The following is an 18703-nucleotide window of genomic DNA, read 5'->3' as shown; positions in this document are numbered from 1 at the left end:
AGAAAATAAATAAACACCCCTTCAGAGCAGGGAATTTTCCTGCACCTAAGGGGTGCGCATGTTCAGGTATTAACTAAAAATCAACCATTCAGTATGGATCCCAGGGGACCGAAGAAAACAAGAAAAACCAAAACCACTACTACTCCCAAAATCACCCACAAAATCCCTTTCATCAATTCCACCTCCTTTACAGGTTTCCTCTCACGCCAGTAACAGAATCAATCCCGCCTCGGCAAAAAATGCTTCCAATGCTATAATCCAAGCTTTCTTGGGCGGCAAAGAGAAGACAGCCTGCAGTCCCAAAGCCACCAAAGAAAAGTGCCAGATCGAGAACAGTTCCACCATCCCTGCCAATCGATCCACCGGCTCTTCCAGCTCCAGATAATATGCGAGACTGGAAACCGGTGCGGAAAAGTCAGCCTCAAATCCGGTGACTGAAATCAAGATCACCAAATCTTTGAGCAGGATCACCAGCCAAAGATAGATATTGAGTTGGAAAAGCTTGCGATAATTTAATCGCTCCCTCATCAGCAAAGCGATCAACCATTGTACAAAACTGGACATCACCAGAGTCAAGGGAACTGACACAGCCCCATAAAGAGCAAACAACAGTCCTGACAGATCCGCCACCGGTCCAAAAACATCCAATACAGTGGGCTCGCTCATTGCAATCAAATAGTAGAGAAAAGCCTGAATTGACGTCATAAAAAATAATGGCCAACCCCAGGAGGATTCCTGCCTTAGAATTATCAATTCTTGTTTGGGTCGAATCAAAACAGACAACCAAAATCGGATGCTTTCCTTCCCTTGTCGACTCACCCTTTCAACTCCGTTCTGTGGAAGTGCCAGATTCCTCCAGCCAAAAACAATGCAGTTGAAATGATGACCACCCAAAAGAAGTGTTCATCAGTCGGAACATACTCCAAACGGTCAGACGGCGTCATAGCATATCCGGGTTGGGACCAGGGATAAATTCGGCCCATGGAGGAATTGATGATAAACACATTGGGTAACACAAAAACAATGTTCAAAGCAATGGGCATCCCGAAGTTTTTCCATTGTATGGATACCCATGTAAAAAGAGCCGAAAGCGGCAAACTGGCCAACCACCCTTTCACAAACATCCAACTCAATGTTTTCAAAGGGAATGAGCCTTCCACATCATATAACCACCCGATCACCCAGAAGGAGACAAACATCATGACCGTGGTGAATCCAATCAACAGCCATACCCATAAAACTTTGGAGAGGTACACATGGGTACGGGTGATGGGATAAGCCAGCATCAGTTTCCACCCGCCTCCCATGTGCTCCATTCGGTTGATCAAGCCTGCATATACCCCAACCAGCACGGGACAGAGTACAGTTCCGTACAGAAACACCACTTGGGTCCATGCGCCCATCCACCCCAACAGATTTTCTCCACGAAAAACATCCCGGTGCTCGGCATAGTTATTGACACCAACAACAGACAAAAATATGGGGACAAGCACAATGACGGGCCAGACTACGGAACGACGCAACTTCATCCCATCCACCCAGAAAACATCACGGAACATGCTTTCACCCCCTATTTCTGTTCCTTAAGTGAAAAATGGACCGATCCCAACACAAAAAACAACAGTCCCATCATAATACTGAGTAACACCCAGTTCCAATCCAATTGCGGAGTTTGCACAATATCCGAAAACTCAAGTAAAACATTGTCCGGATGAAACAACACTTGATACGGAATGACCCACGGGAGAACTTGCAAAAGCCCCGATCCCTGAATCCCGTACAGACCCACAATGATCCCCACTCCTCCGACTACAATGGGAACCGACTGATTCTCCAACACCATCGATAGCCACAGTTGTATACCCATTAATGCATATGCGGTCAGATAGGGATACAAAGTGAACGAAAACAGACGAACCGGATTAAAAGTCGCTCCTCCTCCAAAAGCGAACCCGATCACCCCAAACCCGACCATAAGAATCAAGCCGGATATCAACAAGCCCAGGGTCAACCACAATACTTTGGCCCAGTAAAACTTCCATTTGGAAACCGATGTGGAAAAAATCATTTTCCAGGTGTTGGTTTGATGCTCCATGTTGGCCAGAAGAGCAGACAATAACGCTACAAACAGATGGATCGCCACGTAATTCATGTAATAACAAATCATCCACATGGTTCCCCAAATCTCTGTACCGTCCTGAATATCATCCATGTTTGTCAACAGGAGGGATGTAACACCAACCATCAGCAATAACGGAAAGAGTATGACCAATCCCCAATACCGGCTTCGTCGCATCTTGATTCTGTCGAAAGAGAGGATCGCATTCATCGGGAATCTGTCTCCTTCCCGGTCAATTCAAGGAAGATATCTTCCAGTGACCTTTTGATCTCTTCAATCCGACATACTTCAAATCCGTTTTCCACCAACAAACGGTTGATATCGGCAGAAGTTTTCATGTCCGTTTCCGTCAGCAAAAGCGCTTCCTCGCCGTCCCTCATCACTTCATAATGATTTTCTCGGAGAAATTTCTCTGCCTGTTTCAATGAATCTGTCACCAGACGCAACCGGGGTCGGCTCTCCTTCCGAAGAACTTCGATGGAATCCTGAAAAATCAATTTCCCTTCCTTGATGATTCCCACTCTTGTGGCAATTTGATCCACTTCGCTCAACAGATGGCTGGAGACGAGAACCGTCATTCCAAATTTCCCTGGCATCTCTTTAATCAACTCACGAATTTCATGAATACCCGCCGGATCCAGCCCGTTGGTGGGTTCATCCAAGATCAAAAGCTCGGGTTCGTTTAACAATGCCATTGCAATCCCGAGCCGTTGTTTCATCCCAAGGGAATAATCCTTTACGGCTTTGTCTTTGGCTCCGGTCAGCCGAACCAATTCCAATACTTGATCGATTCGCGACGGATCCTCCACCCGCAACAGACGGCGCATGGCTTCCAAGTTTTCGAATCCCGTCAGATGGCCGTAATAGGAAGGTGTTTCCACCAACGAACCCACCTTTCCCAGTATGGACATGCGATTTTCCGCCAAATTCTCACCGAAAAGATGAACCTCTCCTTCTGTTGGACGAATCAAACCCAGCAGCATGCGAATCGTGGTTGTTTTTCCGGCACCATTCGGCCCTAAAAATCCGTAAATATCCCCTTTCTGCACTTTCAAGTCAACTTTATTGACTGCTTCATGTTTCTTGTAACGCTTGGTCAGACCCGTTGTCTCCACGATCAAAGAGCTCATCTGTTATCACCTCTGTATTTTCACTTGTCCACAAAAGGAATTCTCTTTATAAGAGTCCAAAGATTTCGTCCCTGGACGAATATGTACAGCCGGGGAGGACTTTTGGACAGCTCATCCACCCTCCCCTGCCGAAAAAATAAAACGATCTTCATCAAACCGAATTAAATCCGACCTCTTGCCCGATCGTTTCAGCTTTCTGAATGATACATCTTCACGGAGTTACAACCGCACCTCCAATGGTGGTGGCCAGTGCTGCATCCAAATCATCCACTGCACGCCGCACCGATTGAACCCATTTCAACTCATCGGGATTTTCTTTCTGCAGTTGTTCCAATCTTTCCTTAAGCCTTTTTTCCTCATGTTTGGAGAAATAGGATCTGAGCAGTTTCAATTTTGCGAGCAGAAAACACAAGGCGATGGTCTGATGTTCCACTTTTCCCTTTTCCAATAATTCCGCGCGAATCCGTTCAATCACCAAATCGATTTGACTATTGTCAGGCACGAGCTTTTCCTTTGGGATCACTCCCAGTAATTTGTCTTTATCTATTTGAACCGCTTTGTTTCTTTCCAACCCCTCAACCACGGAGTTGAAAATTGCATGTAGACGTTTCTTGCGGGAGTAAAAATATTTCACCCACTTTTTCAATGTTTTCGGTCGCGAAGCCTTCCCAACCTCATGTAGAACCAGATCAAGATAAGGGATTCCCGAGTCTCCATCCTTGGAGATCTGCACTCTTCCTTTTTCGTCCAGACGGATCCAGTTGTCGAGCAACAGTTCAATAAAGACGATCCCCGCAGTGTAGGTTTCCTGGTAGGTACGAAAGTTAATCTTGAAGCGATGCAACCTTTTGTCCAGACTGAGCAGAACAAACTCTTCGGAAAGTGTCAATTGACTGTCCAATGACCGTCACTCCCGATAATTTTTATAGTCCCGCAAACCTGATCACCCATTTACACTTATTACTTCTTACTTATTACTTACCACTTGATATTTTAACCAATATGAACAACAAGTTCAACCTTTAATCGGAATTTATTTCATGATTCGATTCTGCTCAGCTTTATCCGATTGCGTCAATTCAATTTTATATTAACACTTCCCAAAAACAAGGGAACTGTTCATACCATTTAAATATTCCGCCTTCGGAAAAGCTGAGAAACTCTCTGATAGATCCCGCAGAATATGCCAAGAAAAAACATCTCTTTCCGATCATTTAATATCAGGATAATTAATTGACCGGAAAATGGACGTCAAAAGGGAGTCGTGTACTGTCACAGAAAAATCAGGAGCGATGGGAACCTGGCGAGACTAGTGCCCTATTGTGCAGCGATCGTGCGGTAATACACGATCTTCCCAACCGAAATTATGGGATCATCAACACACCTGATGGCCAAAAGTCATATTCTTTCGCGATTGTCGTATAACCAAAAATAGAAACCCTCAATAAAACTGACCTTTCACTGCTTGCACCAATCGTAACTATTGGTGGTACAAGAACGGTGGGGCCTTGATTCGCCTTTGCACTCAGTAGAATATAAATCTTCCCAAGGTCAAGATCCCTCATGCACTGGGGACCTTGACACCAGGCCGACCTGTTCTTCCAAATTTTGTGGTAAATAACGGATATAGTTCTTAATTTGTCAAATCATATTACTTTACACATAACGGAAGCCAGTATATTATTATCTTAGATTCCTTGACTTACTATATCAAAATAAATATTTCCTTACAAAGATGCCGCTCTTTATGCACTAACAAACTAACCGGAATCGGCTTGTTTTGGTTTTTTTATTTAAAACTCGGCCTAACAAATCAATGGAGGTATACTGGATGAAAACTGTGATGGGCAAATCAAAAGCTGAAGCTTTGAAAGAAACCGGTTACATTCGTTTTGACTTGTCATCCGAGCTGGATCACCCCCAATCAATGGAGCAATTCAGACAGTTGGCTCAGGAATTTGAAGATATGCCCTTGGATCCTTACAACAAAAAAGCTCACCGTTACAGACGTTATTCCAGAGGGGTCATCCTTCCGTGGAGCAACGAGTTCCACTGGTTGCCCAATTACCAAACATCCGATGGGAAACAACTGTGTGAGTACTACCAAGGTGCATACAACGCCGAACATAAAGAAGAATATCGAGCTTTTTCACCACTTTCGGAAACAACCAAGCAAATTCCATTGCTTACCAAAATCATACTGCATGACTATGAACAAACTTTTTGGGACAAGCGCACTCTGACTATGCCGATCCATGTGGGTGTTCATTTTGTTAAAATGTTCGTGAGTGATCCTCACGCTGTATCCGTGGCTTCCCCCAACCTTGTCCATCAGGATGGAGAACCCTTCACCTTTTGTCACCTGGTGGAACGATCCAATGTCGTGGGAGCCACCAACTTGATTGCGGTCCCCGAATGTGCAGGGAAAAAGAGAGAGGAAGTCAGACCGGACCAAATTTATGAGGAGTTTGAACTGGTTCATCCGTTAGAAAGTTATGGATTCTGCGACAGCATGGTCAGCCATTATGTCAGTGGCGTCCGGTTGGGCACAGACGGCGAAGTCGCCGTGCGTTCAGCCATATTGATCGATTACGTGCCCACTGTTATTTCGATTCCATGAGGACATCCACCATGGAATCAGTCGGATTTTTCGCCTGAATCAGAGGACAATTTTTCCTTGATCTCCCGGATTGTTAATCCTTTCTCTTTCAAACTTTGAATCTCCTTGATCCGTTCAAGGGTGGCCACCCTTCGATACCGCCTGGTCATACGGATATCTTCCTGATGAAAAGGAAGCATCCCCTCTTCTGTGTAGTATTTCAAAGTGCTGTAGCGCAAACCCGACAATAAAACCAGTTCGCTGATCGTAATATACTCGGATTTTTGTATGGTTTCAAAACTTCTTCTGCGAGACATATGATCACCTTTCCCATTAGAGAGGGGAAATTTCCCCTCATTCCTTCTTCACACAGGCCAGCAGCCACCTAGAAGTGTTGTAAATTCCTGCTGGCCAGGTCGGTCGGGATGGGGTTTCTCATGACCTTTTCGTTGTTTCCGAATTCCAAAATCACTCCATGTGAAATCCCATCCCTCCCTGTGAGTAGCTTTTTCACAACGTCCCTAACCACATCCGGAATCCACAGAAAGGTACAACCTTTCCCGATTTCAACCATCCTTTAATAAAGATTGTACTTACTACTCACTACTTATTACTTAGCTTATCCAATTTGACACGTTTGCGCAAGAAATCCCCCTCTCTGCAGCTGGGGGATTTTGTGCGCTTGATTGGATGTCCCTTGCGGCGTTAACATACACCCTGAAAAAAAACAGAAACAAGGCGAAAAAGTTGAAAAGCTTGTCGAAAAAACAACGGCCCTTCCCCGGATTCCCCAAGGAAGCTCCGCGTCACCAAGGAAGGAAAGGAATTCGCCGCCTGTTGGCCGGGAATGGAATGTTGGTAACAGCGGAACAATGGGCGAGTCGGATCTAAAACCCCGACGTTCATCCACATAAGATGGATCCGCCGGGGTTTTTTATGGGCAAAAACTTTTTACGCCACTTCTCTCTGCCGGGAAACTTCTGGATTTCCCTTATTGCCGTACAAGGCTGTGATCAGGGAAGAAAGGAGAAGGGTAAATGCGATGAGCCAAAAAAGGCTGCCCCCACCTGTAAATTGGATCAGCCAGCCTCCGGCATAGGGACCCAGCATGCAACCCAGAGCGAAGTGGACATTGGCCACCGCATTTCCGTCGGGGAGAGCCTCCCTGGGCAGAAGATCCGCCAGGAAGGTGAGGCCGAGGGAGTAAAGGGAGCCGAGCAGGCCTCCGGCAACAGTAAACAAGCCGAGCAACAGCCATCGTTCCCCCATGGCAAAAGGAATGGCCGCCATCCCCAGCCCTCCGAGGAGACAGACCCAGGCAAGGATCCGCTTTCGGCCCCAACGGTCACTCCAGATTCCCAACGGCAATTGCAAGGCCAGTGCCCCATAAACAAAAGCGCTGATCAGCAGGGAGACCCAGGCGGGGGACAGACCCTCCCGCAATCCGTAGACAGGAAAGCTACCGGAGAGAGAAGCTTCCAGAAATCCATACAGAAAGGCAGGAATCAACGCTACAAAGCCCCAACGATAGATCCGGCGCAGCCTGCCCTTGCCCGGAGTGACTGAAACCTTCGGTCGGACATCCTGCAACCGCGCTGCTCCCAACCAAACCAGGGTAAGCAGAATTCCCGTAGCCACAAAAGGAACCCAAACTCCCAAGGACAACAGGTTGAGTCCCAAGGGGCCTGCTCCGAATCCCATCCCGTAGGAGAGACCGAAGTGGGCGAGGCGACGCCCGCGCAAATGCCGGGGACTCTCCGAGGTGATCCACAGTTGGCTGGCATAGTGCAACACCCCGTCGCCCACTCCGATCAGAAAGCGGAGAAACATCCAACTTAAAAATCCTTCCAATAAAGGAAACAGGAAGGTGCACAGAACGACCATTACCATCCCCGTCCGGATCAGCCGCCGATAGCCCCACCGGCGAACCAGCGGACCACAAAGGGGGGAAACAGCCAAAATCCCCAGATATAAGGCCGCAGCATTCAGCCCGTTCATGCCAGCACTCACTCCGCGCTCTTCCAGCAGTGTCGCCAGCAAGGGCAACAACAACCCCTGTGACAACCCGGCCACGAAAATGACTGCCAGCAATAACCGAAAACCCTTTGCACGCGTCTGTTCACTCATCTCACTGTCTCCTGTCATCATATCGATCTATGATCCACTTTCAACCCATACAAACACAAGAGAGCAACCCGGACACCTTCCATCCGGGCTGCTCCATATTCACGATTTCCCCTCGCCTTCCGCCGATCAGGCTTCAGGCAAAAATGTTAGCTGAAGTATAAACAAAACCATGAACAGATACAAGAGGGGATGTACCTCTTTCCCTTTTCCCCGTACCAGTTTCAAGAGAGGGTAGGTGATAAAACCAAAAGCGATTCCCGTGGCGATACTGAAGGTGAGCGGCATGCTCAACATGACGATGAAGGCCGGAAATGCCTCCTCAAATTCTTCCCACCTGATTTTGGTCAGACCTCCCATCATCAAACAGCCCACGATGATCAGCGTGGGGGCCGTAATCGCCGATAACCCCGCAACTTCTGCCACTAAGGGCTCAAAAAAGAGCGTCACCAGGAGCAACAGACTGACCACCACTGCCGTAAAACCGGTCCGTCCCCCGACGGCCACTCCGGTGGAGGATTCCACATAAGCACTGGTGGGACTGGTCCCCATCACTGCCCCCGCAGTCATACCAACCGCATCCGCCATCAAGGCCGCCCTCATCCGGGGGAATTTCCCTTCTTTGACCAATCCAGCCTGCTCCGCCACTCCGATCATCGTACCGGTGGTATCAAAAAGCGTCACCAAGAGAAAGGCGAAGACCACCGCATAGAGCCCCTGCTCAAACACCTGGGGCAGAGCAGATACGGCAGCACCGAAAGTGGGTGCCATGCTGGGCGGCAAAGTCACCCATTTTTCCGGAAACTGAAACAACCCCACCACCCAAGCACCCACTGCAGTCAATACCATCCCGAGGAAAAGAGCACCTGGAACGCGCAGGGTCATCAACACCAGGGTAATGAACAGACCAAACAGACTGAGAATTGTCTCCGGGGAATGGAAATCCCCCAGTCCCACCAAGTTCACCTCATCATTGACAATGATCCCCGCCGATTTCAACCCGACGAAAGCGATAAACAATCCGATCCCCGCCGTAATGCCGAATTTGAGGCTGGGCGGAATCGATTGGATCAACGCTTCCCGAAAGCGGGTGACAGACAGGGCCAAAAAGAGAATCCCCGCCACCAGCACCGCTCCCATCGCTACCTCCCAGCCAATCTGACTGTGTCCCACCACACTGAAGGCAAAATAAGCGTTGAGTCCCATTCCCGGAGCGATGGCGATCGGATAATTAGCAAAAATACCCATAACCAGGGTGCTAATTACTGATGCCAACACGGTTGCCACAAAGACCGCCCCAAAATCCATTCCGGATTTCTCAAGAATAGCTGGATTGACCACCACGATATAAACCATTGTCAGAAAAGTGGTCAACCCCGCCAGCACCTCACGACGAATATTCGTACCTTTTTCCTTAAAACCGAAAAAACGGTCCATCATACGCCTCCCACCTATCAAAAAACGAACATTATAATCACATATACAATAATAATTCGTGAATAGTTGAGGTGCAAGATTTTTTTGCACTTCTCGCTATGTTTTTATACCCTTAGTTTAACCAGCAGCCCAATCCGTGTATGTCCCATGGTCAGGACTCAACCGAAAAGGAGTTGTGATCGACAGATGGAATGGTTGAAATCTCTTGCAACTGCCGGTATCATCATTGGAGTCTCCATTGGGGTCTATGGTGTGGTGAAAGGTGTCATCGCCCGGTTGATCGAAAAACGAATGTCAGTAGGTAATGCGCCCCAACCCCGGGTGGACACCTTGAGAACCCTGGTTACCAGTTTGATCGGCTACCTTATTTTCTTCATCGCCCTGGTGGCCGTACTGCAGGAATTTCAAGTAGATGCGACCGGCATCATCGCCAGTGCGGGGATCCTCGGACTGGCCATCGGCTTCGGGGCCCAGGGCTTGGTCAGCGATGTGGTCACCGGCTTCTTCGTCTTGTTGGAAAATCAGGTCAACGTGGGGGAGTATGTGACTGTTAACAACTTCTCCGGCGTCGTGGAAGAGACCGGTCTGCGCGTGATAAAGCTCCGCGGGTTCAACGGGGATCTTCACTTCATTCCCAACCGGGAGATCAGCTCCCTGACCAACCATTCCCGGGGCAATATGCAAGCTCTCGTCGATCTTACCATCGCTTATAAAGAAAATGTGGATGAAGTGATCCGGGTTCTGCAGGAAGGATGTGACCGGATCGGTGACAAAATATCCGGAATCATCGAAGGTCCCAACGTACTGGGGGTTCAAAGCGTGGGAACCTCCGACATGGTGATCCGGGTCCTCGCCAAAACCAAGAACGGGGAACAGTGGAAAGTGGAACGGGAGCTTCGCAAAGAACTGAAAAAAGCGCTGGACGAAGCTGGGATCAATCTCCCTTGACTCCCCCGACGGACCAGGAAAAAAAGATCCATCAAAACTTTACAATCTGTTAACCCCTCTTTAGCACCGGCACGATAACATGAGACTCAGCGGATACCCCCCTTGATCTGATCCAGCGTTTAAGGACTTATCCACGGCACCCCCTCCGTGGATCGTCCATTTTTTTGCTTGTTTTCGCTCCCGTCCCCCTCCGTGTTATAATGAAAACAAGCCATATCTTCGGAAGGGGGATCCTATGTACCATTTGACCGTCTATGATCAGGAAGGAAACAAACTGGTTGATGAACCCATCGAGGCCAAATCGGACGACGAGGCCAAAAAAAAGGGACACACAATCCTCAGCGAAAAGGAATACCAGGGCTATCCCTTCCGGATCGTACATTCAGCCGGCCGTCTGGTGGAATTTCAAAGCCACCAACCCAAAAAAGCAACTCCCTAAGTCCGGTATGAAGACTGAATGTTTGTGTGAACTGCAAAAAAACCGGGAAGATTTCCCCGGTTTTTTTGCATACTCACTTGACCCTGTCCACTTGCGCTGTTACACTCAGAGCTACATTTCCCCGCAGGGCATTGGAGATCATGCAAGAGCGTTCCGCTGTTTCTATCAGGCTCTTGGCCTCTTCCACCTGCTCTACAGTCACTCCCGCCCCGAGGATCAGATGGGGTTTGTGAGTGATCCTTTCAAACTTGGGACGTCCTTTGTGTTCACCCACTACTCCAATGGACTCCAACGACAGCTTCTCCACCGGGATCTGACGGAGCTCCAGCATCGCTGCCAAGGTGATGATATAGCAGGTGGCAGCAGCACCGATCAACATCTCGTCAGGATTGGTTCCCACCCCGGGTCCACCCATCTCTTTGGGAATCGAGATCTGAGTGTCCAGATTTCCCGCCGAAATCCTGCCTTCCCCATTCCGCCCTCCTCCGTTCCAGTCGGCGGTGAGACGAAATTCGTGTTTTTTAATGATGTTCAACCCCTCCTTTCGGGGATATCCCCCTGATCCACCATTTCAAGTTCAATCGAAACACCATACTTTAAAGAATGATGATATAAAAAACCGTCGGAATCAGCCGACGGCTGGTATCAGTTGTAGGACAACCTCTTGATAAATGCCTCCGTCTCCCGCGTGATCAGCTCTTTGTCATGATCCAAAGTGGCCACGTGATACGAATTTTCCAGCTCGATCAGGCTTTTATCAGCACTCTTCAGGTTCTCGAAAAGGAAGCGGGAATTGGAAGGAGGAACCACGTGATCCTCCTTTGACACCAAAATAAGGGCCGGACAGCTGACAGAAGGAACCTTCTTTCGAGTGACTTCCATCAATTTCACAATCTCTTTCACTGATTTCACCGGAGTTTTTTCGTAGGCAAGCTCTTGGACTCCCTCCGCTCGAATGTCGGAACCGATAGCATCCAGGAATCGGGATCCCTCCTCCAATGCCGTCCGTTCCAACGAATCCATCTTCATCGCTGCATTGATCAATACCATTCCCCGGATCTCCGGATGGCGATGGGCCAGTTCCACGGCCAATGTCCCACCCATGGACAGACCGACGACAAAGATCTGGGAACACTTCTTTTTTAGCATCCGGTATCCGTCATCCGCCGATTCGATCCAATCCTTCCATGTTGTCCCTTCCATCTCCTCATAGTGGGTGCCGTGTCCCTTAAGCCGGGGGCCATAAACCGTGAATCCGCATTTCGCCAGATATTCCCCCAGCCCCCGCATGCTTTGGGTGGTTCCGGTGAAACCATGCTGTACCAAGATCCCGACCTCATTTCCGGGAAAATGGAAGGCCTCCGCCCCTTTCATCACCGGGTATGTTTTCGCCATGTGCTCACCTCCCTCTTACCATTCAACTCACTTCGCCATGAAAATCATAAATCCTGTTTCCCTTTAAATCCAAATCCATTAGAACAGTTCCAACCATTCTCAGGTCAAAAGGTGGATCAGTAAAATGAAACCTTCCAACAGAAAAAGGGAGGAGGTGGTCCCGGTACATCCGCATTCCACACAGCTTCGGACATTTCCTGTGATCCACTTCTGAAAAAAAGGAGGAACACCCTCCCGGGGCGCCCCCTCTCCTTTCCAGTGGCCTCATCGATACAGCTCGCCAAATTTCCCTTTCAGATAGCGGATATAGGGATCGATGGACAGCTTGGAGCCGGTGGCCCGCTCCGTCAGTTCATCGGCAGTATATTTGGCTCCGTGCCGATAGATATGTTCCGTTAACCATCCCCGCAGAGTGCCGAACTCCCCCTGCCGGATCTGGTCGGGAATCTCCGGATGCGCCTTCAATGCAGCTTCATAGAACTGGGCGCTCAGGATATTTCCGATGGTATATCCCTGGAAGACGCCCCCGATTGTATCCGCATACCAATGCACATCCTGCAGCACTCCATCTTTGTCATCCGCCGGCACAATCCCCAGATCCAGACGATAACGCTCCCGCCAGGCCTCCGGCAAATCTTTCACCTCCAGCTTTCCTTCCAGCAAGGCCAATTCCAAATCGAAACGGATCATGACGTGAAGATTGTAGGTCAGTTCATCGGCATCCGTCCGAATCAGGGAGGGCTGGACTTTGTTGACCGCCCGGTGAAAAGTGTCCAGGGAAACCCCGCCCAGCTGTTCCGAAAAGGTCTGTTGCAACTCCGGATAGAAATACTCCCAAAAGTCTCGACTTCTGCCAACGATATTTTCCCAAAGACGGGACTGGCTCTCGTGCACACCGGAGGAGGTACCTGTAGCCAGCGGAGTCCCCTCATAATCCATCAGGATTCCCTGTTCATACATGGCATGCCCCGACTCATGAATGGTACTGAACAAGGCTTCGCCAAGATCATTCTCCTTGAAGCGGGTGGTGATCCGGACATCCCCCAGAGAGAACTTGGTCATAAAGGGATGATGAGTCTTGTCTTGACGGCCCCGGCTGAAATCGTACCCCAGGCGTTGAATCACTCGCTCGCCGAAAAGACGTTGTTTCTCTTCCGGATACGTCTGTTTCAGACAGGAATCATCCACCGGTTCCAGATCGGTCACCCTCTTCACCAGAGGAACCAACTCCGCCCGCAGATCGGCGAACAACTTCTTCAGGGTGGAAGCCTTCATCCCTTCATCGGAATAACCGATCAGGGGATCGGCGATATGTTCGTATCCCGAAAAATAGTCGGCCATGCGGCGACTCAATTCCAGGGTTTTCTCCAAATAGGGCTGAACCTTTGAAAAATCATTCGCAGGTCGGGCTTCCGTCCATACATTGAAGGTCTCCGCCGTATGAGTGGTGAACTCCGCCATGAAGGTGGCCGGCACCCGAGTCGCTCTTTCATACTTCCGACGTGCCGCCCGGATCAGACCGGCCTCATCGGAATCATAAGGCAGGCTCTCCCCGTAAGGAACCAGGGCATCCAACAGGCGCCCGATCTTCGGGTCGGTCATTTTTTCGTGGGCCAATTTCCCCAAAGTCGCCATCTGGCGCCCTCTCGCCGCTGCTCCCCCCTTGGGCATATAGGTGGATTGATCCCAATGCAGGAGGGCATTGGCATTTTCCAGATCATACACCTCGGTTAACAGCGCTTTCAAGGTTTTCAGTTGCTGTTCCATCTCCAACCTCCTCAACATCATTTCCTGGAATACAAAATTATGTATTCACAGTTCCATGTTACTCCGGTTTGGGTTGAAGGATCAACGGGAATTCCATGATTCTTGCACAAAATCGGCACGTTTTTTATAGATCCCGCTATAGATAGTATCATCTGCTTTTGAAAGAGAGGAGGCTTCAAGTGAACAAGCGATTTCTCCCCGTGGAATACCAATGCCGAAGATGCGGCGGCAGGTTCGTGATGACGGAATATCCCGCCGACCTCTGCTGGTTTTGCGGTAGCGACAAGATCACCCCGCACGGGGAAGATCATACGGACCGCAACGACCGCGGGGGAGATCATCGGAAATGATCTTGCCTGCTATCGAATGGAACAGATCAGAACCGTTCTTTTTCAATTACAAACACCGGCGGATGACCGAAGAAAAGGTCCACCGGTGTTTTCCGTGCTCCATCAAAGACGCTCTTCCAACTCCTCCAGTGTCGTGGCCGGAGTCATGCAAGCGTAGTTTTCGCAGACATAGGCGGTGGCCCGCCCCTGGATCGCGCTCTGTTCTGCGAGAAAGGGGACCAGTTGGGTTACTTCCTCTCCCTTTCCCGCAGGTTTAAAAAGGAGAACCGCCTCAGGCAAAAAAGCCTGCTGCACCCGCCGGAGCATCAATTCCGTCTCATGATCCCCGTCAGGACCTGCGATGACGATCTCCTTGGGCGCCCCCAGGAAGAATTGCACCGCCGTTAAGAAAAAGCTGAAGGCGGTGGGAGCTTGACCGACAGATCCCGCAAAAGCCCGGATCTGTCGGTCCGCCTGCTCCCGGAGCCCGGTGTCTCCAGTGAGCCGGGCGAGGCGGGCCAGATTGAGGGCGGCAACGGAGTTCCCCGAAGGCAAGGCCCCATCATACACTTCCTTGGTGCGGGTCAACAGCTTCTCTGCATCCCAACCGGTGAAATACAGCCCGCCCTCTTCTTCATCCCCGAACAGCTCCAACATCTCCTGGGTCAACTCCAAAGCGGACTGCAGATATCGGGGCCGGAACGTCGCCTCGTACAGTTCGATCAGTCCCCAGACGAGAAAAGCATAATCATCCACATAGCCCGGGATTGCAGCCTCCCCGTCCCGGTAACGGGCGAGGAGACGCCCGTTCTCATCCCGCAGCCGCTTCAGGATGAAGGAGGCTGATTTTTCCGCCGCTTCAGCATAGCTCTTATTCCCCAGGACCCGGGCCCCCTTCGCAAAGGCAGCAATCATCAATCCATTCCAGGAAGTGAGGATTTTGTCATCCTTGTGGGGATGAACCCGTTCCTCCCGGGCCCGAAACAGCTTCTTCCGGGACATCTCCAGCTGCTCCCGGAGCTCTTCGACTTCCCAACCGTTCCGATCAGCGATGTCCTTCAGAGATGAGTGGATCCGGTTGGGTATGCTCTTCTTCTGTTCAAAATTTCCGTGGAGAGTGATATCGTAGCACTCACAAAAAAGCTCTCCCGCCTCTTCCCCCAGCACCTCTTTCACCTCTGAAGGATCCCACACGTAAAACTTGCCTTCCTCCCCTTCCGAATCGGCATCTTCGGCGGAATAGAACCCTCCTTCCTCAGAGGTCAACTCCCGCAAGACATAAGAGAAAATCTCCCGGGCCGTCCTGGCGTAGGCATCTTTTTTTGTAGCTTGATGAGCTTCCAGATATGCATAGGCCAGGAGAGCGTTGTCGTACAACATTTTCTCAAAGTGGGGAACCAACCATTCCCGATCCACCGAGTACCGGGAAAACCCGAATCCCACATGGTCATAGATCCCACCCCGCCGCATCCCATCCAGGGTGTGCTCCACCATGGACAGGGCAAAGGGTTCCCCACTGTCTTTCCAATACCGTAATAGAAACAACAAATCATGGGGGCGTGGAAATTTGGGAGCATCCCCGAATCCCCCGTACTGCGGGTCATAGGTGGACTTGAATTGCCGATAGGCCTCCGCCAGCTCCTCTTTCCCCAAATCCCCAGACTCAGTCACATTCAACTGGGTTTGCACCACCCGGGTGATTTTCCGCCCTGCATCCAGCACCTGTTCCCGCTCCTCCCGCCAGGCCCGGGCCACTTGTTCCAGGATCTCCATCAGTCCCCGCATCCCCTGCACCGCTTTTTTGGGGAAATAAGTGCCGGCAAAAAAGGGCTCCTTCTCCGGGGTCATGATGATCGTGAGCGGCCATCCCCCATGTCCCGTCAGCGCCTGACAGACGGACATATAGATATTGTCCACATCCGGCCGTTCCTCCCGATCCACCTTGATCGCGATGTAATCCCGGTTGAGAAGGTGTGCCACCTCCACATCCTCAAAACTTTCCCGCTCCATCACATGACACCAATGGCAACAGCTATACCCTATACTGAGAAATATGGGCTTATCTTCCTTTTCGGCTTTTTTAAAGGCTTCCTCAGACCATGGATACCAGTCCACCGGATTATATGCGTGTTGAAGCAAATAAGGTGATTTTTCTTTAATCAGCCGATTCGGTTCACGACCTTTGTGATTGGACAATTTGTTTAACCTCCCGCTTCGCTCAAGGTACGTACATTGTATACACAAGATTACGCCAATCCCAAAACTAATATAGGCGAATTTATTATTACCCATTTTTACTGAAAACGTATTGAAAAAAACGATCTTAATTAAATCATAAGCCCGATTTTAATCATAATGACTTCAACTTAAAATGATTAAGCACATTATAAGGAGGAGTAAGGTAATTGGCGAAATGTTGCCATCTACCTTAGAAAGAGTCGCCAAACACTTGGTGAGACCGAACATGATAACTTAAATAAGCAAAAAAAGCTTTTAGTGGACATGGCCGAGACAAATAACTGGAGATACACCATTTACAAAGAAGTTGCTGGTTCCAATAGTATTGAAGGGATTGTCCCACTCGTCGTAGATTTTCGTGACGGCCTTTTTCGCTGTTTTACGCGGTGATGGGCTTATTTTCCTTTGGTTCGCTGTCGATGTGTTGTTCGCCAGCCGCTTTAAAGCGCGATGGGCTTTGTCTGCATCCGGCTGTCTCCACGCTTCCTTGATCTTTCGTTCCACCCAGCCCCGTTCCCGCTCTGGAAGGTGATCCAGAACGTTTCGTAGCTTATGGACTTGACATCGTTGAACGACCGCCTGCTTTCCGAGTACATCACGGATGGCGGAACGGAGAGCCTTGCTCCCGTCAATGATGACCAGGATCCCACGGTCTGTTGAAAGTCCGCGATCCACCAAATCCATAAGAAGAGACTTGCAAACTGGGGCGTTCTCGGTCGCTCCTTCCCAAAGGCCCAGGATGTGCTTCTTTCCTTCCTCATCGACCCCCAGAGCCACGACCACGGTGTGATCCGCCATGACAACGCCATCGATCATCAAAGCGGGATACCGTCGGTCATCCAGACGACGTCCCAGGAGCTCGGCCAGCTTTTTCCCGGTTCCTTCCACAAAGCGACGGCTGATCGTACTTTTGCTGGTGGAACTTGCTTTCCCATCCACACCTGTCGGCTCCAGGCCCTGTTCATAGTTTCGTGTGGACAATCCGTGGATCATACGTTCCAGCGCAGCATCGGTCAGCAGAGAAGGATCTTGAATACACTTCCAAGTGAAGTTCCTCTCCCTCCACAGAACGAACCCGGGGCTTTTCCACCCGAACTTTTCGTCCTCCTAAAACAACAGACCCTTGTTCCACCCCGTGCAAGAACCGCTTTTCGATTCGGGTTGTGTTTTCCCTTGGGCCCCGCCAGCTGGGTGACCTCCTCTTGCATCATGGCTTGGAACACCTGGAGCCCAGTTTGTACAGCCAATGCCAGCAATCCCTCTTTCGCCGATTCCATGATCTGCGTCAGCGAAAGCTGAATCGTATCGTTCTGGAACTTTCCTTCTCTTTCGTGTAAGCTTTTCATAGTGGCGGTTTCTCCTTCTTGGTTTGTCCACCACCGTTATACCAAACGGTTTAGGAGACCGCCACTTTCAATTTCCACGATTTTTGGGACATAGCCACCTGCCCGGTGGGAATGAAGTAGTTTGTGTAGGCTACTGAGAAGATCCTTTACTTCTTTTTAGGAGAATAACTTTGGCACTGTATTCACGAAAGGACAACTCGAAGTGTGAATCGAAAAACCCATTTGAAAATTACTACCTATAATGTATGATAAAAGATAAGTAGAAAAAATAGGATTGTGAGGCGAAATTAAAATGAACTCACTGGAATTGCATGAAATAGGTGAAATAATCAGAAGGGTGAGAAAGAAGCGTGGGTTAAGACTAGAAGATCTCGCTGATGAAAAAATTTCTCCTGCAACCATTAGTAACATTGAACGTGGTGTTCCTCATGTCAGTTATCAACGTGCAATGTACCTTTTGGAAAAACTTAATCTAGAAATGAAAGACCTACCCAAGTTGATTATGGGTGAAAAGAGGAAGTTTGAAGAAGATCTGTTTTATTTAAAGTCGGCAGACCTAAAACGGGAGATCGGACATGTTAACGAGGCACTAAATAAGCTGGATGCCCTTAATGTCTCAGATGAAAATCCACTTTCTCCTACCATGTACTATATCAAAGGGAAGTGTTACAAGGATCTTCGAAACTGGAAGCGTGCTCAACGAAATTTTTACAAGGCGATACAGTTAGCTAGTGCCCCTTCAGGCAACTTTGATCTTGTTTTGCTCATTTAGGATCACAGCGTCCCGCTTGTTCTTGTTGCGCCACCGTATGTACTCCTGAATCGCCTTCAT

17 protein-coding genes and 1 pseudogene are annotated in these 18703 nt (G+C 49.5%); 5 read left to right on the top strand and 13 right to left on the bottom strand.

What is annotated here, in order from left to right; translation table 11 throughout:
• Positions 1–201: 201 nt before the first annotated feature.
• The 5 genes from IEV46_RS16210 to IEV46_RS16190 form a co-directional block, all read right to left on the bottom strand.
• On the bottom strand, positions 202–819 hold the full coding sequence (locus IEV46_RS16210; RefSeq protein ID WP_188433585.1) for a YIP1 family protein: 618 nt from the start codon (positions 817–819) through the stop codon (positions 202–204).
• Positions 816–1559, bottom strand: a complete 744-nt coding sequence (locus IEV46_RS16205; RefSeq protein ID WP_188433584.1) for an ABC transporter permease — start codon at positions 1557–1559, stop codon at positions 816–818. The genes IEV46_RS16210 and IEV46_RS16205 overlap by 4 nt, the downstream gene beginning before the upstream one ends.
• An 11-nt stretch (positions 1560–1570) precedes the next feature.
• Positions 1571–2329, bottom strand: a complete 759-nt coding sequence (locus tag IEV46_RS16200) for an ABC transporter permease (protein ID WP_188433583.1) — start codon at positions 2327–2329, stop codon at positions 1571–1573.
• Positions 2326–3249, bottom strand: a complete 924-nt coding sequence (locus tag IEV46_RS16195; RefSeq protein WP_188433582.1) for an ABC transporter ATP-binding protein — start codon at positions 3247–3249, stop codon at positions 2326–2328. Before IEV46_RS16195 ends, IEV46_RS16200 begins: the two co-directional genes overlap by 4 nt.
• A 211-nt stretch (positions 3250–3460) precedes the next feature.
• Positions 3461–4150, bottom strand: coding sequence for a GOLPH3/VPS74 family protein (locus tag IEV46_RS16190; protein WP_188433581.1), 690 nt, complete (start codon positions 4148–4150; stop codon positions 3461–3463).
• 930 nt (positions 4151–5080) lie between these two features.
• On the opposite strand from IEV46_RS16190, the gene IEV46_RS16185 reads away from it, so the two are divergent.
• Complete coding sequence (locus tag IEV46_RS16185; RefSeq protein WP_188433580.1) at positions 5081–5869, top strand: 2OG-Fe dioxygenase family protein; 789 nt, start codon at positions 5081–5083, stop codon at positions 5867–5869.
• 17 nt (positions 5870–5886) lie between these two features.
• Here IEV46_RS16185 and IEV46_RS16180 read toward each other — a convergent pair whose 3' ends face one another.
• From IEV46_RS16180 to IEV46_RS16170, 3 genes are all read right to left on the bottom strand, one after another.
• On the bottom strand, positions 5887–6165 hold the full coding sequence (locus IEV46_RS16180) for a helix-turn-helix domain-containing protein (protein ID WP_188433579.1): 279 nt from the start codon (positions 6163–6165) through the stop codon (positions 5887–5889).
• Between the two features lie 634 nt (positions 6166–6799).
• On the bottom strand, positions 6800–7975 hold the full coding sequence (locus tag IEV46_RS16175) for an MFS transporter (RefSeq protein ID WP_188433578.1): 1176 nt from the start codon (positions 7973–7975) through the stop codon (positions 6800–6802).
• Between the two features lie 126 nt (positions 7976–8101).
• A complete protein-coding gene (locus IEV46_RS16170; RefSeq protein WP_188433592.1) occupies positions 8102–9409 on the bottom strand; it encodes an NCS2 family permease in 1308 nt (435 codons plus the stop codon).
• Positions 9410–9595: 186 nt separating this feature from the next.
• On the opposite strand from IEV46_RS16170, the gene IEV46_RS16165 reads away from it, so the two are divergent.
• Together IEV46_RS16165 and IEV46_RS16160 are read left to right on the top strand one after the other, a co-directional pair.
• Positions 9596–10357 carry a mechanosensitive ion channel family protein gene (locus IEV46_RS16165; protein WP_188433577.1) on the top strand — a complete coding sequence of 254 codons (762 nt, stop codon included), beginning with the start codon at positions 9596–9598 and terminating at the stop codon, positions 10355–10357.
• 235 nt (positions 10358–10592) lie between these two features.
• On the top strand, positions 10593–10796 hold the full coding sequence (locus IEV46_RS16160) for a YhzD family protein (protein ID WP_188433576.1): 204 nt from the start codon (positions 10593–10595) through the stop codon (positions 10794–10796).
• Positions 10797–10869: 73 nt separating this feature from the next.
• Here IEV46_RS16160 and IEV46_RS16155 read toward each other — a convergent pair whose 3' ends face one another.
• The 3 genes from IEV46_RS16155 to IEV46_RS16145 all read right to left on the bottom strand — a co-directional run bounded on the left by IEV46_RS16155 (position 10870) and on the right by IEV46_RS16145 (position 13958).
• Complete coding sequence (locus tag IEV46_RS16155; RefSeq protein WP_188433591.1) at positions 10870–11322, bottom strand: SACOL1771 family peroxiredoxin; 453 nt, start codon at positions 11320–11322, stop codon at positions 10870–10872.
• Between the two features lie 119 nt (positions 11323–11441).
• Positions 11442–12191 (bottom strand): alpha/beta hydrolase, encoded by a 750-nt coding sequence (locus tag IEV46_RS16150; protein ID WP_188433575.1) that lies wholly within the window; start codon positions 12189–12191, stop codon positions 11442–11444.
• 264 nt (positions 12192–12455) lie between these two features.
• Complete coding sequence (locus IEV46_RS16145) at positions 12456–13958, bottom strand: carboxypeptidase M32 (RefSeq protein WP_188433574.1); 1503 nt, start codon at positions 13956–13958, stop codon at positions 12456–12458.
• Positions 13959–14137: 179 nt separating this feature from the next.
• Here IEV46_RS16145 and IEV46_RS16140 point away from each other — a divergent pair, with 179 nt between their 5' ends.
• Positions 14138–14308 carry a hypothetical protein gene (locus IEV46_RS16140; protein WP_188433573.1) on the top strand — a complete coding sequence of 57 codons (171 nt, stop codon included), beginning with the start codon at positions 14138–14140 and terminating at the stop codon, positions 14306–14308.
• 102 nt (positions 14309–14410) lie between these two features.
• On the opposite strand, the gene IEV46_RS16135 is transcribed toward IEV46_RS16140, so the two are convergent.
• Positions 14411–16483: a thioredoxin domain-containing protein gene (locus tag IEV46_RS16135; protein ID WP_229736182.1), complete on the bottom strand. Its 2073-nt coding sequence runs from the start codon at positions 16481–16483 to the stop codon at positions 14411–14413.
• A 297-nt stretch (positions 16484–16780) separates the two neighbouring features.
• Positions 16781–17736: pseudogene (locus IEV46_RS16130) on the bottom strand (IS256 family transposase).
• 427 nt (positions 17737–18163) lie between these two features.
• Here IEV46_RS16130 and IEV46_RS16125 point away from each other — a divergent pair.
• Positions 18164–18643 (top strand): helix-turn-helix domain-containing protein, encoded by a 480-nt coding sequence (locus tag IEV46_RS16125; RefSeq protein ID WP_188433570.1) that lies wholly within the window; start codon positions 18164–18166, stop codon positions 18641–18643.
• Positions 18644–18703 lie beyond the last annotated feature (60 nt).

The sequence above is a fragment of the Kroppenstedtia guangzhouensis genome (assembly GCF_014637345.1).
GTDB classification, from domain to species: domain Bacteria; phylum Bacillota; class Bacilli; order Thermoactinomycetales; family DSM-45169; genus Kroppenstedtia; species Kroppenstedtia guangzhouensis.
This window is presented reverse-complemented; position numbering and strand designations above follow the sequence as displayed.